This is a genomic window from Pseudomyxococcus flavus, from assembly GCF_050038885.1.
In the GTDB taxonomy this organism is placed as follows: Bacteria; Myxococcota; Myxococcia; order Myxococcales; family Myxococcaceae; genus Myxococcus; species Myxococcus flavus.
In genome coordinates this window covers 6,873,119-6,890,839 of sequence record NZ_CP143624.1, presented here as the reverse complement: position 1 = coordinate 6,890,839, position 17,721 = coordinate 6,873,119, and the positions used below count along the sequence as shown (strand labels likewise).

The 17,721-nt window shown below is 68.8% G+C and carries 12 protein-coding genes; 8 read left to right on the top strand and 4 right to left on the bottom strand.

Annotation, left to right across the window (positions count from 1 at the left end):
- Positions 1–57: 57 nt before the first annotated feature.
- Both VZL07_RS28940 and VZL07_RS28935 read left to right on the top strand, forming a co-directional pair.
- Positions 58–825, top strand: coding sequence for an alpha/beta hydrolase family protein (locus VZL07_RS28940; protein WP_426751098.1), 768 nt, complete (start codon positions 58–60; stop codon positions 823–825).
- Positions 826–866: 41 nt separating this feature from the next.
- Entirely contained in the window at positions 867–5,534 is a 4,668-nt protein-coding gene (locus VZL07_RS28935) for a MupA/Atu3671 family FMN-dependent luciferase-like monooxygenase (RefSeq protein WP_426751097.1), read from the top strand.
- Between the two features lie 117 nt (positions 5,535–5,651).
- On the opposite strand, the gene roxB is transcribed toward VZL07_RS28935, so the two are convergent.
- Positions 5,652–7,715, bottom strand: a complete 2,064-nt coding sequence (gene roxB, locus VZL07_RS28930; protein ID WP_426751096.1) for a rubber dioxygenase RoxB — start codon at positions 7,713–7,715, stop codon at positions 5,652–5,654.
- A gap of 738 nt (positions 7,716–8,453) precedes the next feature.
- On the opposite strand from roxB, the gene VZL07_RS28925 reads away from it, so the two are divergent.
- Complete coding sequence (locus VZL07_RS28925; RefSeq protein WP_426751095.1) at positions 8,454–8,999, top strand: DUF1440 domain-containing protein; 546 nt, start codon at positions 8,454–8,456, stop codon at positions 8,997–8,999.
- Positions 9,000–9,230: 231 nt separating this feature from the next.
- Here the strand turns inward: VZL07_RS28925 and VZL07_RS28920 are convergent, their stop codons facing one another.
- From VZL07_RS28920 to VZL07_RS28910, 3 genes are read right to left on the bottom strand one after another with little or no spacing between them, the layout of a single operon-like run.
- Positions 9,231–11,480 (bottom strand): ATP-binding cassette domain-containing protein, encoded by a 2,250-nt coding sequence (locus VZL07_RS28920; protein WP_426751093.1) that lies wholly within the window; start codon positions 11,478–11,480, stop codon positions 9,231–9,233.
- A 13-nt stretch (positions 11,481–11,493) separates the two neighbouring features.
- On the bottom strand, positions 11,494–12,249 hold the full coding sequence (locus tag VZL07_RS28915) for an ABC transporter permease (RefSeq protein ID WP_426751091.1): 756 nt from the start codon (positions 12,247–12,249) through the stop codon (positions 11,494–11,496).
- A 32-nt stretch (positions 12,250–12,281) separates the two neighbouring features.
- Positions 12,282–13,241, bottom strand: coding sequence for an ATP-binding cassette domain-containing protein (locus VZL07_RS28910; protein WP_426751089.1), 960 nt, complete (start codon positions 13,239–13,241; stop codon positions 12,282–12,284).
- Positions 13,242–13,420: 179 nt separating this feature from the next.
- Between VZL07_RS28910 and VZL07_RS28905 the strand changes: the two genes are divergently transcribed.
- From VZL07_RS28905 to VZL07_RS28885, 5 genes are all read left to right on the top strand, one after another.
- Positions 13,421–14,200 carry a TetR/AcrR family transcriptional regulator gene (locus tag VZL07_RS28905; protein ID WP_426751088.1) on the top strand — a complete coding sequence of 260 codons (780 nt, stop codon included), beginning with the start codon at positions 13,421–13,423 and terminating at the stop codon, positions 14,198–14,200.
- Between the two features lie 585 nt (positions 14,201–14,785).
- Entirely contained in the window at positions 14,786–15,100 is a 315-nt protein-coding gene (gene tnpA, locus VZL07_RS28900; RefSeq protein ID WP_426751087.1) for an IS66 family insertion sequence element accessory protein TnpA, read from the top strand.
- Positions 15,101–15,103: 3 nt separating this feature from the next.
- Positions 15,104–15,469, top strand: a complete 366-nt coding sequence (tnpB, locus tag VZL07_RS28895; protein WP_176416745.1) for an IS66 family insertion sequence element accessory protein TnpB — start codon at positions 15,104–15,106, stop codon at positions 15,467–15,469.
- A gap of 55 nt (positions 15,470–15,524) precedes the next feature.
- Positions 15,525–17,045, top strand: coding sequence for an IS66 family transposase (gene tnpC / locus VZL07_RS28890; RefSeq protein WP_426757397.1), 1,521 nt, complete (start codon positions 15,525–15,527; stop codon positions 17,043–17,045).
- Positions 16,988–17,338 carry an integrase core domain-containing protein gene (locus tag VZL07_RS28885; protein WP_426751086.1) on the top strand — a complete coding sequence of 117 codons (351 nt, stop codon included), beginning with the start codon at positions 16,988–16,990 and terminating at the stop codon, positions 17,336–17,338. Before tnpC ends, VZL07_RS28885 begins: the two co-directional genes overlap by 58 nt.
- Positions 17,339–17,721 lie beyond the last annotated feature (383 nt).

Here is a 17,721-nt window from a genome sequence, read left to right as displayed (position 1 = left end):
TTCTCAGCACGGAACGCGACGCCTGCAATCGCAGTCGTGCTGGTGGTGTGGATACTCATGGTGGGATGGCCTCGACACGACCCTGAAATCCCTGGCCCGTTCCCGTACACCGGCGCGCCGCTGACAGCGGCGGAGCGGGGTGAGCTGGCGGCTGGCGGCTGGACGCTCACGGGCCCCGACGCGGTGCCCTCGAATGTCGCGCTGACGCGCCCTCCCTCCAACGGAGAGACGCGGTGGCTGGTCTACTTCGGTGGCAACACGCCGGGATACCTCGCCGAAGCGAAGTCCATCCTGCTCTCGCTGGACCAGGGGCGCGGGCTCGGGCTGGCCGCCTTCGCGCCGCCCGGCTTCGATGGCTCGCCGGGGCAGCCCTCCCCCGAGGCGCTTCGCGACAGCGCCGCGAACGCCATGCGCTGGCTGGTGTCGACACACCCCTCCTCCGCTCAGGGCATCCACCTCGTGGGCTTCTCCATGGGCAGCATGGCGGCGCTCGCGGCGGCCCACACGCTCCATGAGCGGGCGACCCCCGCCAGGAGGCTGGTGCTGTTCGCGCCCTTCCACCAGATGAAGGTGCGCCCCGAGGGGCTCCTGGGCCGCCTCTACAGGCAGCACCACTACGACAACCGGCCGCTGCTCCAGGTGAAGCAACTGCCGCCCACGCTCGTGCTGCATGGCATGGCCGACAGCGCCCTGCCGACTGTCCAGGGCGAGCTCGTCAGCCGCGGGCTGGGCGCCACCCTCAAGTTCTACGAGGACATCGGACACGCCGACTTGCTGAAGCATCCCCCCGCGCTCGCCGACGCCCGACAGGGCCTGGGCCTTTGAGCCGTGGGACACCCGAATCGCAGAAACCCAGGAGGCACTGAATGAGCGCGGCTCCGGAGTCGCCCAGCTGTTTCATCATCGGCGAGGGCACCCTCGTCGTCCCCTGCGCGCAGGCGCTCACCGAGCGCGGCGTCCGGATTCTCGGGCTCGTCACGCGCGAGCCCGCGCTCCAGCGCTGGGCGGAGGAACAGGGCATCCCCCACGTGCTCCCTGGCGATCAGGTGCTGCCCTTCCTGTCCCAGGAGCCCTTCGACTGGCTCTTCAGCATCGTCAACCTGAGCATGGTGAAGGACGACATCCTCCGCCTGCCCCGGCGCATGGCCATCAACTTCCATGACGGCCCCCTGCCCCGCTACGCCGGTCTCAACGTCACCTCGTGGGCCCTGCTGAACCGGGAGTCGCGGCACGGCGTCACCTGGCACGAGATGACGCAGGGCGCGGACAAGGGCCGCATCCTCAAGCAGCGCCTCTTCGACATCGCCCCGGGCGAGACAGCCTTCAGCCTCAATGCCCGCTGCTACACGCTGGGCATGGAGACCTTCGCCGAGCTCGCGGAGGAGCTGGTCGCGGGCACGGCCGAGCCGAAGGAGCAGGACTTCTCCCAGCGCAGCTACTTCGGCCTCGCGCAGCGGCCGGAGGCGGCGGCCGTGCTCGACCTCCACGGTGACGTGGACGTGGCGCACGCGCTGGTGTCGGCGCTCGACTATGGCGGCTATCCCAACCCGCTGGCCTTCGCGAAGGTGTGGCTGGGCAACGGGCCCGTCGCCATCTCCGAGGCCCGCCGCGCCGAGCCAGCCTCCGAGGCGGCCCCGGGCACGGTGCTCGACATCGAGGGCGACGCGCTGACGGTGGCGCTCCAGGGCGGAGACCTCACGCTGAAGGGCCCCAAGGGCCTGTGCGGCGCGCCGCTGGCGTGGCCGGACCTGCTCGGCGCGCGCATGCTCGCCCGGGGCGATGTGCTGCCCGTCGCCTCGCCGGAGCTGCGCGCCCGGCTGACCGAGGTGGGCATGCTGGCGGGCAAGGCGGAGTCCTTCTTCCTCCACCGCCTGGAGACGTTGTCGCCGCCGGACCTGCCCTTCCTGGGTGGCAGCTCCAAGGACACGGGCATCCACACGCTGAAGTTCGAGGCCAGCGACCTGGCTCCGGGCTGGGCCACGGACCTGCCGCCCGAGGAGCGGCTGCTCTTCACCGCCGCGGCCTTCCTCGCGCGGCTGTCGCCCGAGCCCCGCTTCGACGTGGGCTACGCGGATGCCTCCACACGCGCCCGCATCGAGGGCGTGGAGGGCTTCTTCGCCTCGCAGCTCCCGCTGCGCATCGAGCTGCCGATGAAGGACGCGCCGGAGCAGGCCGCTGGCGCCTTCCGCAAGGCGCTGACGCAGCTGCGCGACAAGGGCGTGCTCGCGCGGGACGTGCTGGGCCGCTCCGCTCAGCTGTCCAGCCTCCAGCGCCACGGCGGTGAGGTGGCCTATCCCGTCGCGCTGCGCATCGGCGCGCCGAACCCCGGGGTGGGGGGCGCGGCGCTGGTCATCGATGTGGACGCCCAGGGCCGTCACGCCCACCTGCACTTCGACGCCACGCGCGTGGACAAGGCCCGCGTGGACGACGTGGCGCGCCAGCTCGCCGCGTTCCTCGCCTCGCTCCGGGATGCCCCGGGCAAGGCCGTGGGCGAGCACGACCTGCTGGGCGCGGAGGAGCGCCAGCTGCTGGCCCGCTGGAACGACACACGGCGCGAGTTCCCCCACGACGCCACCCTGGCCTCCCTCTTCCAGGCCCAGGCCCAGCGCACGCCGGACGCCACCGCGCTCATCTGCCGGGGCGCCTCGCTGACCTACCGAGAGCTGGACGCGCGCGCCGAGACGCTCGCCCGGCATCTGCGTGGCCAGGGCGTGGGCCGCGACGTCCGCGTGGGCATCTTCATGGAGCGCTCGCTGGAGATGATGGTGGGCGTGCTGGCCACGCACAAGGCGGGGGGCTGCTACGTGCCGCTCGACCCGGCCTACCCCGCCGAGCGCATCGCCTTCATGGTGGAGGACGCGGGCTGCCACCTGGTGCTCACCCAGGAGCGACTGCTGACGCGCGTGCCCTCCGCGGCACAGCGCGTGCTCGCGGTGGACCAGGAATGGGAGCGCATCGCCGCCGCGCCGGAGGCCCGGACGCCGCCGGCCACGCCGGACAGCCTGGCCTACGTCATCTACACCTCGGGCAGCACGGGCAAGCCCAAGGGCGTGATGATTGAGCACCGCAACGTCGTGAACTTCGGCATCGGCATGGACGAGCGCCTGGGCACGGAGCGCGGGACGTGGCTGGCCGTGACGAGCCTCAACTTCGACATCTCCGTGCTGGAGCTGCTCTGGACGCTCACGCGCGGCTTCACGGTGGTCATCCACGCGGAGCGGCACGGCCCGGCGCAGGAGGGCCAGCACGCCTCGCGCGCCATGGCGTTCAGCCTCTTCTACTTCTCCAGCGACGAGGGTGAGCGTCCCGAGGGCCGCTACGACTTGCTGCTGGAGAGCGCGCGCTTCGCGGACACGAACGGCTTCTGCGCCGTGTGGACGCCGGAGCGGCACTTCCACGCCTTCGGCGGGCTCTTCCCCAACCCGGCCGTGACGTCCGCCGCGCTGGCGGCGGTGACGCGCAACGTGCAGCTTCGCGCGGGGAGCCTCGTGTCGCCCCTGCACCCCACGCTGCGCATCGCCGAGGACTGGTCCGTGGTGGACAACATCTCCCACGGCCGCGTGGGGATTTCGTTCGCCGCGGGCTGGCAGCCCAACGACTTCGCGCTGCGTCCGGAGAACTTCCCGGACCGCAAGCGCGTCATGTTCCAGCAGATTGAAGACGTGCGCCGGCTGTGGCGCGGCGAGGCGCTGGAGACGAAGAGCGGCACGGGCCATCCGGTGAAGCTGCGCACCCTGCCCCGGCCGGTGCAGAAGGAGCTGCCCATCTGGGTCACCACCGCCGGCAACCCGGAGACGTTCGAGGAGGCCGCGCGCGCCGGCTGCCACGTCCTCACGCACCTGCTCGGCCAGTCCGTGGAGGAGGTGGCGCAGAAGATTGCCCTGTACCGGGAGACGTGGGCCAAGGCCGGGCACCCCGGCAAGGGCACCGTGTCCCTGATGCTGCACACCTTCGTCGGCGACTCCGAGGCATCCGTGAAGGAGGTCGTCCGCGGCCCGATGAAGGCCTACCTCAAGTCGTCGGTGGGGCTCATCAAGGAGGCGGCCTGGAGCTTCCCGGCCTTCAAGGCGCAGACGACGCTGGCCAACGGCAACTTCGGCACCGACCACCTCTCCGCCGAGGAGATGGACGCCCTGCTCGACTTCTCCTTCGAGCGTTACTTCCAGTCCTCGGGCCTCTTCGGCAGCGTGGACACGTGCGTCGCCCTGGTGGACCGGCTCAAGGGCCTGGACGTGGACGAGATTGCCTGCCTCGTGGACTTCGGCGTCCCCACGGAGCTGGTGATGAAGCACCTGCCGCTGCTCGCCGAGGTGCGCAAGCGCGCCAACGCGAGCGTCGGCCAGCCGAGCGCCGAGCCCGAGCTGGACGGCTCCATCCCCGCGCTGCTGGAGCGCCACGCCGTGACGCACCTGCAGTGCACGCCGTCCCAGGCGAGCATGCTGCTGGCCGAGGAGCGCTCGCGCGAGGGCCTCAAGCGCCTGCGGAAGATGATGGTGGGCGGCGAGGCCTTCCCCGTCCCGCTGGCGCGCCAGCTCTCCGAGACGGTCTCCGGCGACGTCATCAACATGTACGGGCCCACCGAGACGACCATCTGGTCCTCCACACAGCCGGTGAAGAACGTGGGCGAGAGCGTTCCCATCGGCACGCCCATCGCGAACACGCAGCTCTACGTCCTGGACGCGCAGCAGCGGCCGCTGCCCATCGGCGCGGCGGGCGAGCTCTACATCGGCGGCGCGGGCGTGGTGCGGGGCTACCACCACCGCCCGGAGCTGGACCGCGAGCGCTTCGTGCCGGACCCGTTCTCCTCGCAGCCGGGCGCGCGCATGTACCGCACCGGTGACGCCGCGCGGTGGCGGCAGGACGGCGTGGTGGAGTTCATCGGCCGCCTGGACCACCAGGTGAAGGTGCGGGGCTTCCGCATCGAGCTGGGCGAAATCGAGTCCCGGCTGGGCGAGCACCCCGCGGTGCGCGAGACGGTCGTCATCGTCCGTGAGGACATCCCGGGCGACAAGCGACTGGTGGCGTACCTCATCGCGAAGCCGGGCGAGCCCCCCGCGGCGGACGCGCTGCGCGAGTTCCTCCGTGCGCGCCTGCCCGAGTACATGGTGCCGCAGGCCTTCGTGACGCTGAGCGCCTTCCCGCAGACGCCGAACAAGAAGGTGGACCGCAAGGCGCTGCCGCCTCCGGAGCAGGCCCAGGCGCGCGGCGAGCTCGTCCGGCCCGAGGGCGAGACGGAGGCGCTGATCGCCGCCATCTGGCAGGACGTGCTCAAGCTCGACAAGGTCGGCGTGGAGGACAAGTTCGTCGACCTGGGCGGCCACTCGCTGCTGATGGTGCAGGTGCTGGAGAAGCTCAAGGCGCAGGTGGAGAAGCCGCTCACGCTGGTGGACCTCTTCCGCTACCCCACCATCCGCGCGCTCTCCGGCTTCCTCTCGGGCGACAGCGGTGAGGAAGCGGCGCTCAAGGAGGTCGCGGCGCGCGGCGAGGCACGTGCCGCGGCTCGCCGCGCCATGCAGCAGCGCCGTCGCCGGTAGGCGTTCATTGGCGGGGCCGGTCGCCGAGCCTGCTCGGGCGTCCCGTCCCCGCCACGGAGACCTGCCCTGTTCGCGCAGCCAGAGGGCTCCGCGAACAGGGGCCGCCGCAGCCCCGAGCTACAGCGTCTTGAGGTACTCGATCAACGCCAGGCGCTCCGGGTCGGTGAGCACGGCGTTGAACTCATGCCCGCCGTTGTCCTGGCCAAAGGCGTGGGTGTTGTAGATTTTCCGATCCTCGAGCTGCCGTCGCGTGCGGGTCGGCGGGAAGAGGATGTTCCAGGTGACAATCAGGTTGCTGTAGAGAACGCTCATCATCTCCTGCGCCAGGGGCGTTCGGAACTCGTCGCCTGGGTCGCAGTTGATGTACGGAGACACCGCTGGATTCAGCGGTGAACGCCACTGACAAGCGATGGTGTCGTACTTCCAGCCGAGCTTCACGGGGTCGAAGGCACGTTGGAGGTTGGTGTCGAAGCCCATGATGACGCCAGGCTGGTCCCAGCGCGCTGGCGCGGAGACCCGGCGCCAGATGGGCTTGCGGTCCGAGGGCTTGAGCACCTCCCAGACGTTGGGGACCGAGCCGTTGTGGAAGTACGGAGCGGTCGCCCAGACACCGTACAGCGGCGGCGCGAGGTAACCGAGCTTCCGGTCGCCCCGGATGTGTGGCTGGTTCTGCGGGCCACAGTCCTGCGCGGTGCCGGCCGTCGGCGGGTAGCCGAAGAAGTTCTTGGCGCCAGCGGTCTGCACCGCATGGTTGTTGGTATTCACCCGGACGGGGTCCGTGCCAATGATGTCCAGGGGGACGATGTAGCTCGCCATCCCCTCCAGCGCCGGAGTCGCGAGGAAGGCAGGGTCATTGACATAGCGAGGCGAGTAGGCGCCGTGGCAGCTCGCGCAGGACCCGTTGCCCTGGGGCCGTGGCACGGGGTTGTTGCGCCCCGGCGCCCACATGTCGAGCGTGTGGAACAGCACGGCCCCCTGCTCCGCCAGTGTCTGGTTGATGGGCAAAGGATAGGCAGGTGACTTGAGCGATTCGACCCAGGTGTTGAGCGGCGGGCCGTTGGAGCGCATCCAGTCCTGCCCCGCCTCGCTCAGTGGCCCACCGATGCCTCCAAACAAGCCGAAGAACGGCGTGTAGAACACCATGTCCACGCGCGGCGCATCCATGGGGAACACCCCATCGACGAACTTCACCGGCCGATGCCCCATGTTCCACCAGGCGGGCGTATCCATACCGGCCGTGGACCCGGAGTTGATGAGGCCGATGACCTCGGAGGGCGTCAGTGGCTCCTCATCCGGGAAGAGGAAGGCGAGGTTGATGTCGCTCGCGTTGTTGGTGCCACGGGTGCGATTGAGGTTCAGGAAGGTGGCCAGCGACGCGGGATAGCCCAGGGGCAGCAAGTCACTCAGGAACAGGTCCAGGTCCGCCAGGCTGCTGCCGCCCCCCTCCACCACGCCCAGCCCGGGCCCGTCCGCGGGAGTCCCCACCGCGCCGCTGTGACAGGCGTGGCATGTGACGCCGATGCGTCCGCTCCAGCTTCCGTCCGGGTTCCGCAGCTGCGTGAGCATCTGTGGCAACTGCCCGCTCCCGCCATTGGTGCGGTTGGGGTTCTGCCCGGGCAGCGGGTAGGGGTTTCGCTCGGTGCTCAGGCCTGACCCGTAGCGCTGGGCCACCAGCGCGTCGAAGTTGTCGGGACGGAAGAGAAAGCCCCAGACACGCCACAGCTCATTGTACTGCGCGGCCGTGAAGGTGGAGATGCCAAACGCCGACTCGATCGCCGTGGGGTCGGTGCCGGTGAACAGTGCGCCCACGCCGGGGTGACCGTTCGTCAGCAGGGCCGCGCCACGATTGTAGCGCTGGCGCAGTTCCCCACAGGTTCGCGCGGGGCCCTCCTCCTGCACCGCCTCGGGGTCGACATGACAGTCCTTCCAGAACGCATTGAAATGCACCGCGCGACCATTGCTGATACCCGGCTGCACCAGGGTTCGCGGGTCCACTGGCAAGAGGGCGCTGTCTGGCTTGCCATAACAAAAGTCCCACTGCACGGAGCCACCTCGGCGACTGCCGAGCAGATCGCTTGCACCGGCCACGGTGGGGCTCGCCAGTGCTCCCGCGACCAACAACGTTCGAATGAACGGAACGGTGGTCCTGACCGTCGCGAACGATTCCCTCACGGTGCTCATGGGTCCCTCCTCCCTCACTGCGTGTTACCGGCTCCCTGCCGGCTGTGTGCGGCGACGCAGAGGTTCGAGGAAAGACTCATCACGGAGCGCCTCGCCAGGCTCAGCTGTCATGCCACGGTCATCCCGCAGCCATTGCGCACCACGGGCCGGTGGAGCCCTGGGCTTGGGCCTGCTCGACACCCAATCGTCAGGCGGACTGGCTGGTCACGGGAACGACGCGAAGCTCGACTTCTTGGAGATGATGGACCGCTATTGGCATTCCGTCAATAGCGCCCACTTCATATCCAGACGTAAGCGTTTGCCCTGCACCGTCTGACTTGAAGCTGGAACGTCCCAACGCACGGCGTCAGTGGTCCTGGCGCTTGGGGAGCGCGACAGTGCCTGGATGCTCGATGGTGGCGAGCACTGCGCGGTCAGGGTCCTGGCTGTTCCCGCCCAGGTGGGTCGACTCGAACGGCGTCCCGCCGGGATGGACTGCCGTTGTGCGCTTGCGGCCCACGGCCACGTCGTGCATCAGCTGCTCGCGCTGGTTGTCATTGCCCCCTTGGAGGCGTGCCGTGCCGCCAGGCAAGGGCAGCCCCGGCGCGCATTGCGGCCTGGCAGGGCGTCAAAGCACGCAGGGAGGCAGTGGCCCGGGGCAGGCATGGCGCCGTCCGTTCCCTGATGCCGCGTCGGGCCGTGCGCACCTCCACGGGGATGCCAGTGATGGCTCCATCACCTTCCAGGAGGCCTGTGACCATGGTTCGCTCTCTACTGCCGCGTCGCTTCGCGTCTTCCAGGTCAGGACATGACTCGCTGCTGAGAGACACGGCCATGGGGGCCGCGGCGGGGCTGCTCGGCACGCTCGCCATGACGTCGGTGACATCGAAGCTCCCGAGCCTGATCAGCCGGCTGCTGGAGGAGGAATCGAGCGGAGGCGCGCAGGAGTCCTCCACGGAGAAGGTCGCGCGCAAGGCGCTGTCCCCGCTGGGCGTCCGGGTCGAGGGGCAGCGCAAGAAGCGGCTCGGCAACCTGGTGCACCTCACCTACGGCACCATGTGGGGCGCGATTTACGGCGCCCTGTGGTCGCGCACGCCCCTGCTCGGGAAGCTCTGGGGCCTGGGCTTCGGCACGGTCCTCTTCCTCGCGGGCGACGAGGTGGCGGTGCCCGCATTGAAGCTCTCACCGCCGCCCAACAAGACGCCCGCCAGCAGCCACCTGGGCGCGCTCGCCGCGCACTGGGTGTACGGCGCCACCACGGAAACCGCGTTCCGGGGGCTCTCGCACATCGCGGCACGGGCGTAGGCATCCTCCTTTCAAGAAGGACGGGCTCAACATCCGCAGCCGGTGGCAGGCAGAGAAGGGCGACCGCCGCACGGACGCGTCGCTCGCCTTCTACGGCACCGAAGGCAAGCTCTACCCCAAGGACGACTACTACAACCTCGTTCCCTGGAAGCTGGAGCCGGCGGCGGCCTGAGTCATTCCTCTCCACCGGAGCGGCGCACGGCGTCTGGCGCCGCTCCGGCAGTCCCGCCACTACGCCTTCTGGCGACGGGCCATGTGCTCTCCGGTCAGCGAGCCCGGGTGAGCGGCTAGCTGTGCGGGAAGGCCCTCGAAGACGACGCGTCCGCCCTCGTGACCGGCGCCGGGCCCCAGGTCAATCACCCAGTCCGCGCGAGACACCACGTCCAGGTTGTGCTCGATGACGATGACCGTCGAGCCGCCATCCACCAGGCGGTCGAACAGGCCAATCAGCGTATCCACGTCGTTCATGTGCAGGCCCGTGGTCGGCTCGTCGAGCACGTAGATGTTGCCCGACCGCCCCAGCTCCGCCGCGAGCTTCAGGCGCTGGCGCTCGCCGCCGGACAGCGTCGAGAGCGGCTGGCCCAGCGTCAGGTAGCCCAGGCCCACGTCATCCAGCCCCTGGAGAATCCTGGCGATGGCCGGCTCGGTGAAGAAGGCCACGGCGTCGCTGATCGACATCTCGTAGATGTCGCTGATGGACTTGCCGCGCAGCCGGTGAGCCAGCACCTCCTCGGTGAAGCGCTTGCCCTCGCACGTCTCGCAGAGCGTCACCATGGGGTCCAGGTGGGCCAGGTCCGTGTAGATGACGCCCAGCCCGTTGCAGTCCGGGCAGGCACCCTTCGAGTTGGCCGAGAACAGCGCCGCATCCACCTTGTTCGCCTTGGCGAAGGCCTTGCGGACGTTGTCGAGGATGCCGGTATAGGTGGCGGTGTTGGAGCGGCGCGAACCCCGCGCCAGGTTCTGGTCGATGATGAGCGTCTCCGGATAGGCCTTGGGCAGGCAGCCCTGAATCAGGGACGACTTGCCCGAGCCCGCCACGCCCGTCACCACCGTCAGCACGCCCTTCGGAATGGAGACGGAGACGTTCTGGAGGTTGTTGAGCCGTGCGCCCTTGATTTGGAGCTGGCCCGTGGGCTTGCGCGGCGTCGTCTTGATGGGCTGGTGCTTCTTCATGTGGTTGCCCGTGAGCGTCCCTGAGGTCAGCAACCCCTCGTAGGTGCCCTGGTAGACCACCGTCCCTCCGTGCGCCCCGGCCTTGGGCCCCATGTCGACCACATGGTCCCCAATGGCAATCATGTCCGGCTTGTGCTCGACGATGAGCACGGTGTTGCCCTTGTCTCGGAGCTGCTTCATCAGCCCGGCGAGCCGGCCGACGTCGTGCGGGTGGAGCCCCACGCTGGGCTCGTCGAAGATGTACGTCACGTCGGTGAGGCTGGAGCCCAGGTGGCGCACCATCTTCACCCGCTGGCTCTCACCGCCCGACAGCGTCGAGCTCTCACGGTCGAGGCTGAGGTAGCCCAGGCCAATCGTCACCAGGTTGTCGAGCCGGTGGGCCAGGGCCTCCAGCATCGGTCCCACGGAGGGCGCGGCAATCTTGCGGACGAACACGGCGAGGTCGGAGACCTGCATCGCGGAGCACTCGGCGATGTTCTTCCCCATGACGCGGCTGTTGAGCGCGGCCTGATTGAGGCGCCCGCCCTTGCACGCGGGACAGGTTGCGCGCGTGAAGATGCGCTCGTACTCCGCTCGGACGTGCGGCTGGACGTTCTCCGGGTCCTTGGAGCCCAGCGTCCGCCGGAGCCGGGGGACGAGCCCCTCGTAGGTGAGGTTCAGCTTGTCCACCTTGATCTTCCGGCCGTCGTCCAGGTGGAGGAGCTTGTCCAGCTCCTCCTTCGTGTACTTGGACAGCTTCTTGTCGAGGTCGAAGTATCCGGACCGCGCGTAGATGGCCCAGTTCCAGCTGTCGACCGCGTAGTCCTTGGGGAGGATGGCGCCCTCGTTGAGGGACCTGGACGTGTCGATGACCGCGTCCATGTCCATGGACGCGACCTGGCCGATGCCCTCGCAGTCGGGGCAGAGGCCACGCGGGTCGTTGTAGGAATAGAAGCCGGGGCTGCCGAGCTGGGGCTCGGCCAGCCGGGAGAACACCACGCGCAGCATCTGCGCGGCATCGGTGACGGTGGCGACCGTCGAGCGCGAGTTCCCGCCGAGCCGCTGCTGGTCGACGATGATGGCCGCGGAGATGTTCTCCAGGCTGTCCGCGTCCGGCTGGCCGTAGTGCGGCATGAACTGCTGCACGAAGGCCGGATAGGTCTCGTTGATGAGGCGCTGGCTCTCCGCCGCGATGGTGCCAAAGACGAGAGACGACTTGCCCGAGCCCGAGACGCCGGTGAAGACGGTGATCTTCCGCTTGGGGATGTCGAGCGAGACGTTCTTCAGGTTGTTCTCGCGAGCCCCACGAATCTTGATGGAACCGTACATGGACACCTTCTCCTCAGAGTGAGGCACGTTTGATGGCCGTGGCGCCCACCGCCAGGCCGACCAGACCCACAACCGCCGCGACGCCCACGCCCTGGACGACGGTCCGTGTGAACAACTCCCCCGCGAACAAGGCCCGCTCCGCTTCGACCAGGTACGCCAGGGGGTTGAAGCGCGAGGCAATGTAGAGCCAGCGCGGCGCCATCTCCATGGGAAGCAGCACGCCGCCCAGGAGCATCAGCGGCAGGGAGACGGAATGGGAGACGAGGTAGAACAGCGAGCCGTCGCGCTTGCTCGCGATGGCGAGGGAGTAGGACAGCGCCGCCACGCCGACGCCGAAGGCCAGGAGCAGCGCGAGCCCCACCAGCATGGACACGGCGTGGAGCTCGAGCCCGAAGGGTACCGCCACGGCGATGACGATGAGCGCCTGGACCAGCAGTGGCACCAACTCCTTCAAGGCCCGGCCCACGAGGATGGCGGGGCGGCTCATGGGCGTGGCGAGGAACCGCTCGAAGGAGCCCGAATGCAGCTCCTCGGTCAGGCTCCAGCCGCAGGACACGGTGGTGAAGAGCACCAGCATGACCACCATGCCGGGCACGAACCACTGGAGCGGACTGCCCGTCGCGCCCGTGGGCACGTTCCCGAGCAACGGAACGAAGAGCCCCAGGTAGAGCAGCGGCTGGATGACGCCGAAGACGATGTAGTACCAGCTTCGGAGCGTGGGACCAATCTCACGGCCGAACGCAATCCGGGTGTCGATGAGGAAACGCATGATGGAGTTCTCCGAGAATGAGGAGGACGCGGTCAGGACGCGGCGGACTCACGGAGGGACCGGCCGGTGAGACCGAGGAACACGTCATCGAGCGTCGGGCGTTTGACCGAGGCGCTCACGGCCTCGATTCCCGCGCGCTGCAGCCTACGAAGGAATTCGGGGAGCATGATCTCGCCATCGCGGAGCGTCACCGAGACGGAGCGGTCCTCGCGGCGAACCTCGCGAACCTCAGGCAGGGCCTGGGCCAGCTCGGCGGCCTTGCCGGCCTGGGCTTCGTCGCTCACGGTGACTCGCAGCGCGTCGCCGGCCAGGTCGGCCTTGAGCTTCTCGGGCGTGTCGTCGGCAATCACCACGCCGTGGTCCATGATGAGGACCCGCTCGGCCATGGTGTCGGCCTCGTCGAGGTAGTGGGTGGTCAGGAAGAGCGTCATGCCGCTCTGCTTGCGGAGGCGGGTGATGTGCTCCCAGAGGTTGGCGCGGCTGTGTGGGTCGAGCCCCGTGGACGGCTCGTCGAGGAACAGGATTCTGGGCGTGTGCATCAGGCCCAGCGCCACGTCGAGCCGGCGCCGCTGCCCACCCGAGAGTGAGGCACAGTCCCGGTCCGCCAGCCCTTCGAGCTCGAGCATGCCGAGCAGCTCATCCGCGCGCTTCCGGGCCGCCGCGGAGCTCATGCGCTGGGCGAGGCCCTGCGTCACCAGCTCATCGCGGACGCGGTGGTAGGGCCCCGAGCCGCTCCCCTGCCCCACGTAGCCAATCTGCCTGCGCACGGAGGCAGGCTCCGCCGCCACGTCATACCCGCCCACGCGCGCAGTCCCGGATGACGGAGGCAGCAGCGTCGTCAGCATGCGCACCGAGGTGGACTTCCCTGCGCCATTGGGCCCGAGAAACGCCACCAACTCCCCTTCCGCCACCTCCAGGTCGAGTCCTCGGACAGCCTCCACCGTGCCGGTCTTGGTCTTGAAACTGCGCGTCAAACCGCGAGCAGAAATCATGAGGGGCTCCTCTCGCTGGGACTTTGGACAGACGACTCCCGTCCCGCGGACGAGGCGCGTCCACGGGCGGGCGTTCAGCAAATCGCTCGACATCTCTTCAGGCGGGCCGTAACTTCGTACAGCGCACGAGGTTTAGCACAACAACCCCGTACGCTGTAAATAGTTATCGCGGGGTACGGATGAGCGACGAGATTTCGGGACGGGGCGACCCGTTGAAATCCCTGCAGTTGCTGTGGGGGCGGACGGAGGCGCCGAAGCGGGGCCCGAAGGCCAAGGCGAGCGTGGCGGACCTGGTGGCAGCGGCCGTGGCCATCGCGGACACCGAGGGCCTGGATGCCGTCAGCACGCGCCGGGTGGCGGAAGCGGTCGGCATCTCGCCCATGTCGTTCTACACGCACATCCCCGGCAAGGCGGAGCTGCTCGACCTGATGCTGGACGCGGTGTCAGGGGACATCCTCAAGGACCAGCCCGTCTTCAAGCCCGCCGCATGGCGGGCCAACCTGGCCCGGGTGGCGAACGATTATCGCCAGTTCTACCTGGCCCACCCGTGGGTGATTCAACTGGTGACGCACCGGACCGTGCTCGGTCCGAACACGTTCCGGTCCGCGAACATTGCCCTGAGCGCCATCGAAGGGCTCGGGCTCACGGACCTGGAGATGGACCGCATCATTACGATGGTCCTCGACTACGTCCACGGAGCGGTCCGCAACGCGGCCCGCGAGAAGATGGTCAAGGAGCTGACCGGAATGACGGACGAGGAATGGTGGTACCGCGTCGCACCGTTCCTCGAAACCGTCGACTACACGCCCTACCCCGTGCTGGCCCGTGTCGGGAAGACCGCCGGTGAGACCTACGGGGCGCACGACCCCGAAGGCGCGTTTGCGTTCGGGATGGAGCGCGTGCTGGATGGGTTGGCTGCGTTTATCGAGGGGAAAACGAAAGTCAAGGCGCATCGATGATGTAGCAGCGAAACCTGCCCGGATTCCGACGGCAATAGGCAGCTACCATCGGAGGCGGCGGGAATCGAAGCCGCACAGGCGGATTTGGTCCCTACTCGGGCCACAGGCTGCCCGCCTGGTTTTCCCTCTGAAAAGAGGGGTGGCCTTCCGTCCGGGTGAGTCCAGGACCGTCCATTGGATTTGGTTCTTTTTTGGTCCCTGCGGGGCATCAAACCCGGGCGCCGCGCCGCCTTGGAGCCGTGGTGCTTAACCGGCGCGCTGTGGGGGCCAGCATACAAGCCCCGCGCTACTCCGGGCCAGGGTGGCGCCAGCCCGCGCTGAATGCCACTTCGGAGCCGAGGCGCCTGCCCGTGCCGAGCGCCACCTCGGGCCGTGGCGCTTGCCCAGTGCGTGGTGGCCGCAAGGGCTCGTGCCGAGCACCACCCCAGACCGTGGTGCCTGCCCGGTGCGTTGCGGCCGCCAGCGCCCACGCCGAATGCCAAGGCCGAGCCGTGGCACCTGCCCGGTGCGTTGTGGCGTAAGCGTCCGGCCAACGACGTGCGGAGGGACGTTGAGTGAGGCGTCGGCGCCGTGGACCCTGGCGGCATGTCGAAGCCGGTGGAGAAGCAGGAGTGGTTCCGGGTCGCTGAAGCCTTCGAGGCGAGCGGGCTGACGCAGCAGGAGTTCGCGTCGCAGCGGGGGCTGCGGCTGAGCACGCTGCAGTCGTGGGTGTACCGGCGGAGGCGCCAGCTGGCCAGGAAGGCGGAGCCGGTGCGCCTGCTGCCGGTGGAGGTAACGGGCACGCCGCAGCCGAGTCCGGCGCTGCTGGAGGTGGTGCTGGCCAGCGGAGCGCGGGTGCGCTTCTCCATGGGCACCGACGTCGACTACGTGGCCCGGCTCGTCACCGCGCTGGGGCGTTGAGACGTGTTCGCCCTACCTGCGTCGGTACGCGTGGTGCTGGCGACGGCGCCCGTGGACATGCGCAAGTCGATTGATGGCCTCATGGCGCTGGTGCGCGCTGAGTGGGGCGAGGACGTCTACTCAGGGCACCTCTTCGCCTTCGTCTCGCGCAAGGGCGACAGAGTCAAAGTGCTGACGTGGAGCCGGGGAGGTTTCGTGCTGCTGTACAAGCGGCTGGAGACGGGGCGCTTCCGGCTGCCTCCGGTGGACGCGGGCGCGCAGGTGGTGCACCTGGATGCCACGCAGTTGGCCATGCTGCTGGACGGCATTGACGTGGCCCAGGTGCGGCGTCAGCCCGCCTGGACGCCTCCCGGGCGCACGGGCACCTGACGGGCCCGGCTCGGGACGCAGCGTGGCGGCAGCGTGTTGAGGCCACGTGCCGCGAGTGCTGCCTCAAGACCATTTCTGCCCCTGGCGCGAGGAAGCCGAGGAGCTCAAGGCCGAGGTGAGCCGCATCGGCGGAGAGGTGGACGCGCTCAAGGGGCAGCTGGCGGCCCTGCAGCGCCACGTCTTCGGCCGCAGGACTGAGAAGCTGCCCACGGTGGCCGCCGAGCTTCGTGGGGCCGCGTCCGAGGCGGATTCGAAGGCGGCCCGGGACGAGGCGGCGAAGAAGAAGCGCCGGGAAAGGGCGGCCCGGAAAGCCGAGGAGGCACCCGCACGGGAGATTCGCCACGCGGTGCCAGCCGAGGAGCGCTGCTGCCCCGCGTGCGGCGGCGAGGACCTGAAGCCGCTGGGAAAAGGCCGTGCCTCGGTGGTGTACGAGTACGTGCCCGCGAGATTCGAGAAGCAGGTGCACGTGCAGGAAGTCCTGGCCTGCACGTGCGGCCGGGGCGTCGTCACCGCCTCGCCTCCGGCCCGAGTGGTGGACAGGGGCGAGTATGGCCCTGGCTTCCTGGCGCACGTGGTGACGTCCAAGTGCGCCGATGCCATGCCGCTGCACCGGCTGGCGCAAAGAGTCGAGAGAAGCGGCGTACCCATGAGCCGCAGCACGCTGACGGACCTCTTTCACCAGGCTGCCTCGGTGCTGCTGCCTCTCTCCCAGCACCTCTTGCAGTGCATTGCGTCCGCGGACGTGGTGTGGGCCGACGAGACGCCGCTGCGTGTGCTGGACGTGAAGAAGACGAAGCTGGGCTACCTCTGGACTTTCCTCACCCAGAATGAGGCGGGCGAGTGGCTCATCGGCTACCGCTTCAGCATGGGCCGGGCCAGCAGGACGCCGAAGGAGGTGCTGGGTGGCACCTCGGGCGCCCTCGTGGTGGACGCATACACCGGCTACAACGCGGTGACGCTGCCAAAGGGCCGGGTGCGCGTCGGCTGCTGGGCCCACGTCCGCCGCCGCTTCTTCGACGCGCTGGCCACCGCCCCCCAGGCGCGTGAGGCCCTGGACTTCATCCTCGAGCTTTACCGGGTGGAAGCCCAGGCGCGCGAGGCGGGCGTGGTGCGTACGGCCGCCCACCGCGAGCTGCGCCAGGTGCATAGCGCCCCCGTCCTCGCGCGACTGCGCGTCTGGCTGGAAGCCCAGGCACCGCGTCACCCGCCCAAAAGTCCACTGGGCCAGGCCATCTCCTACGCGATGAAGCAGTGGGAGGCCCTCACGCGCTTCGTCGAGGACGTGCGGCTGCCACTGGACAACAATGCCTCGGAGCGAGCACTGAGGAAGGCGGCCCTGGGCCGTAAAAACTTTCTCTTCGTCGGGCACGAGGCCGCGGGCGAAAACCTCGCCGGCCTCTACGCGCTGGTGGCCACCTGCGAGGCCAACGGCGTCAATCCCGAAGCGTACTTGGCCGACGTGCTGCTGCGGGTGCAGACGCATCCCAACTCACGCATCGGTGAGCTGCTGCCCCACGAGTGGATTCGTCGACGCGCCGCCGACCCGCCCGACTCACTCTTCCAGCCCAGCCTCTAAATCCTCGCGGTGCTCGCCGACCACGGTCCTCGTCCGTCTGCAACCGCTCACGCCACGTCACTGGCCGGACGGTTACCAAGGGCCGGTGCGTGGACAACATCTTCGTCGAGCGGCTCTGGCGCAGCCTCAAGTACGAGGAGGTCTATCTCAACGCCTACGCCGACGTGCGCCAGGCCTGGGCGGGCGTGGGCCGCTGGCTGCGCTTCTACAACCTCGAGCGCCCGCACCAGGCGCTCGGGTACCGCACGCCCATGCATGTCTACCGCACCGGCCTCATCGAGCACGCGGCGTGACTCCACAGGCCTCCACAGCTATCCACAGGTTACGAGTCTCCCCCCGCGCCCCCCTCGACACGACCACGACGACGACGTATCAACACACTCTCACCGTCGGCTCAGGCGCAAAGATGGATTGCCCCAAAGTGGTCCAGCCGATGGGGTCCACCTCACAGTTCTCAATGCATCTAGATGGGGCGTTGTCATGACGCGTGCGTCAGGGTGCATTGTCGCTGCGTATTCAATCACAGAGGCGGGATGCACCATGATGGGAGTGGCCGTGCAGGTTGGTCCGTACTGGGTGTGGCTCTGGAACTGAGCAACGAGTGAGCAGCCAGGTAGGGGGCTCACTGTGAGCCTGGTAGCCGGCAGAATGAGAGGTTTCTGGTGGGTTGTGCCAC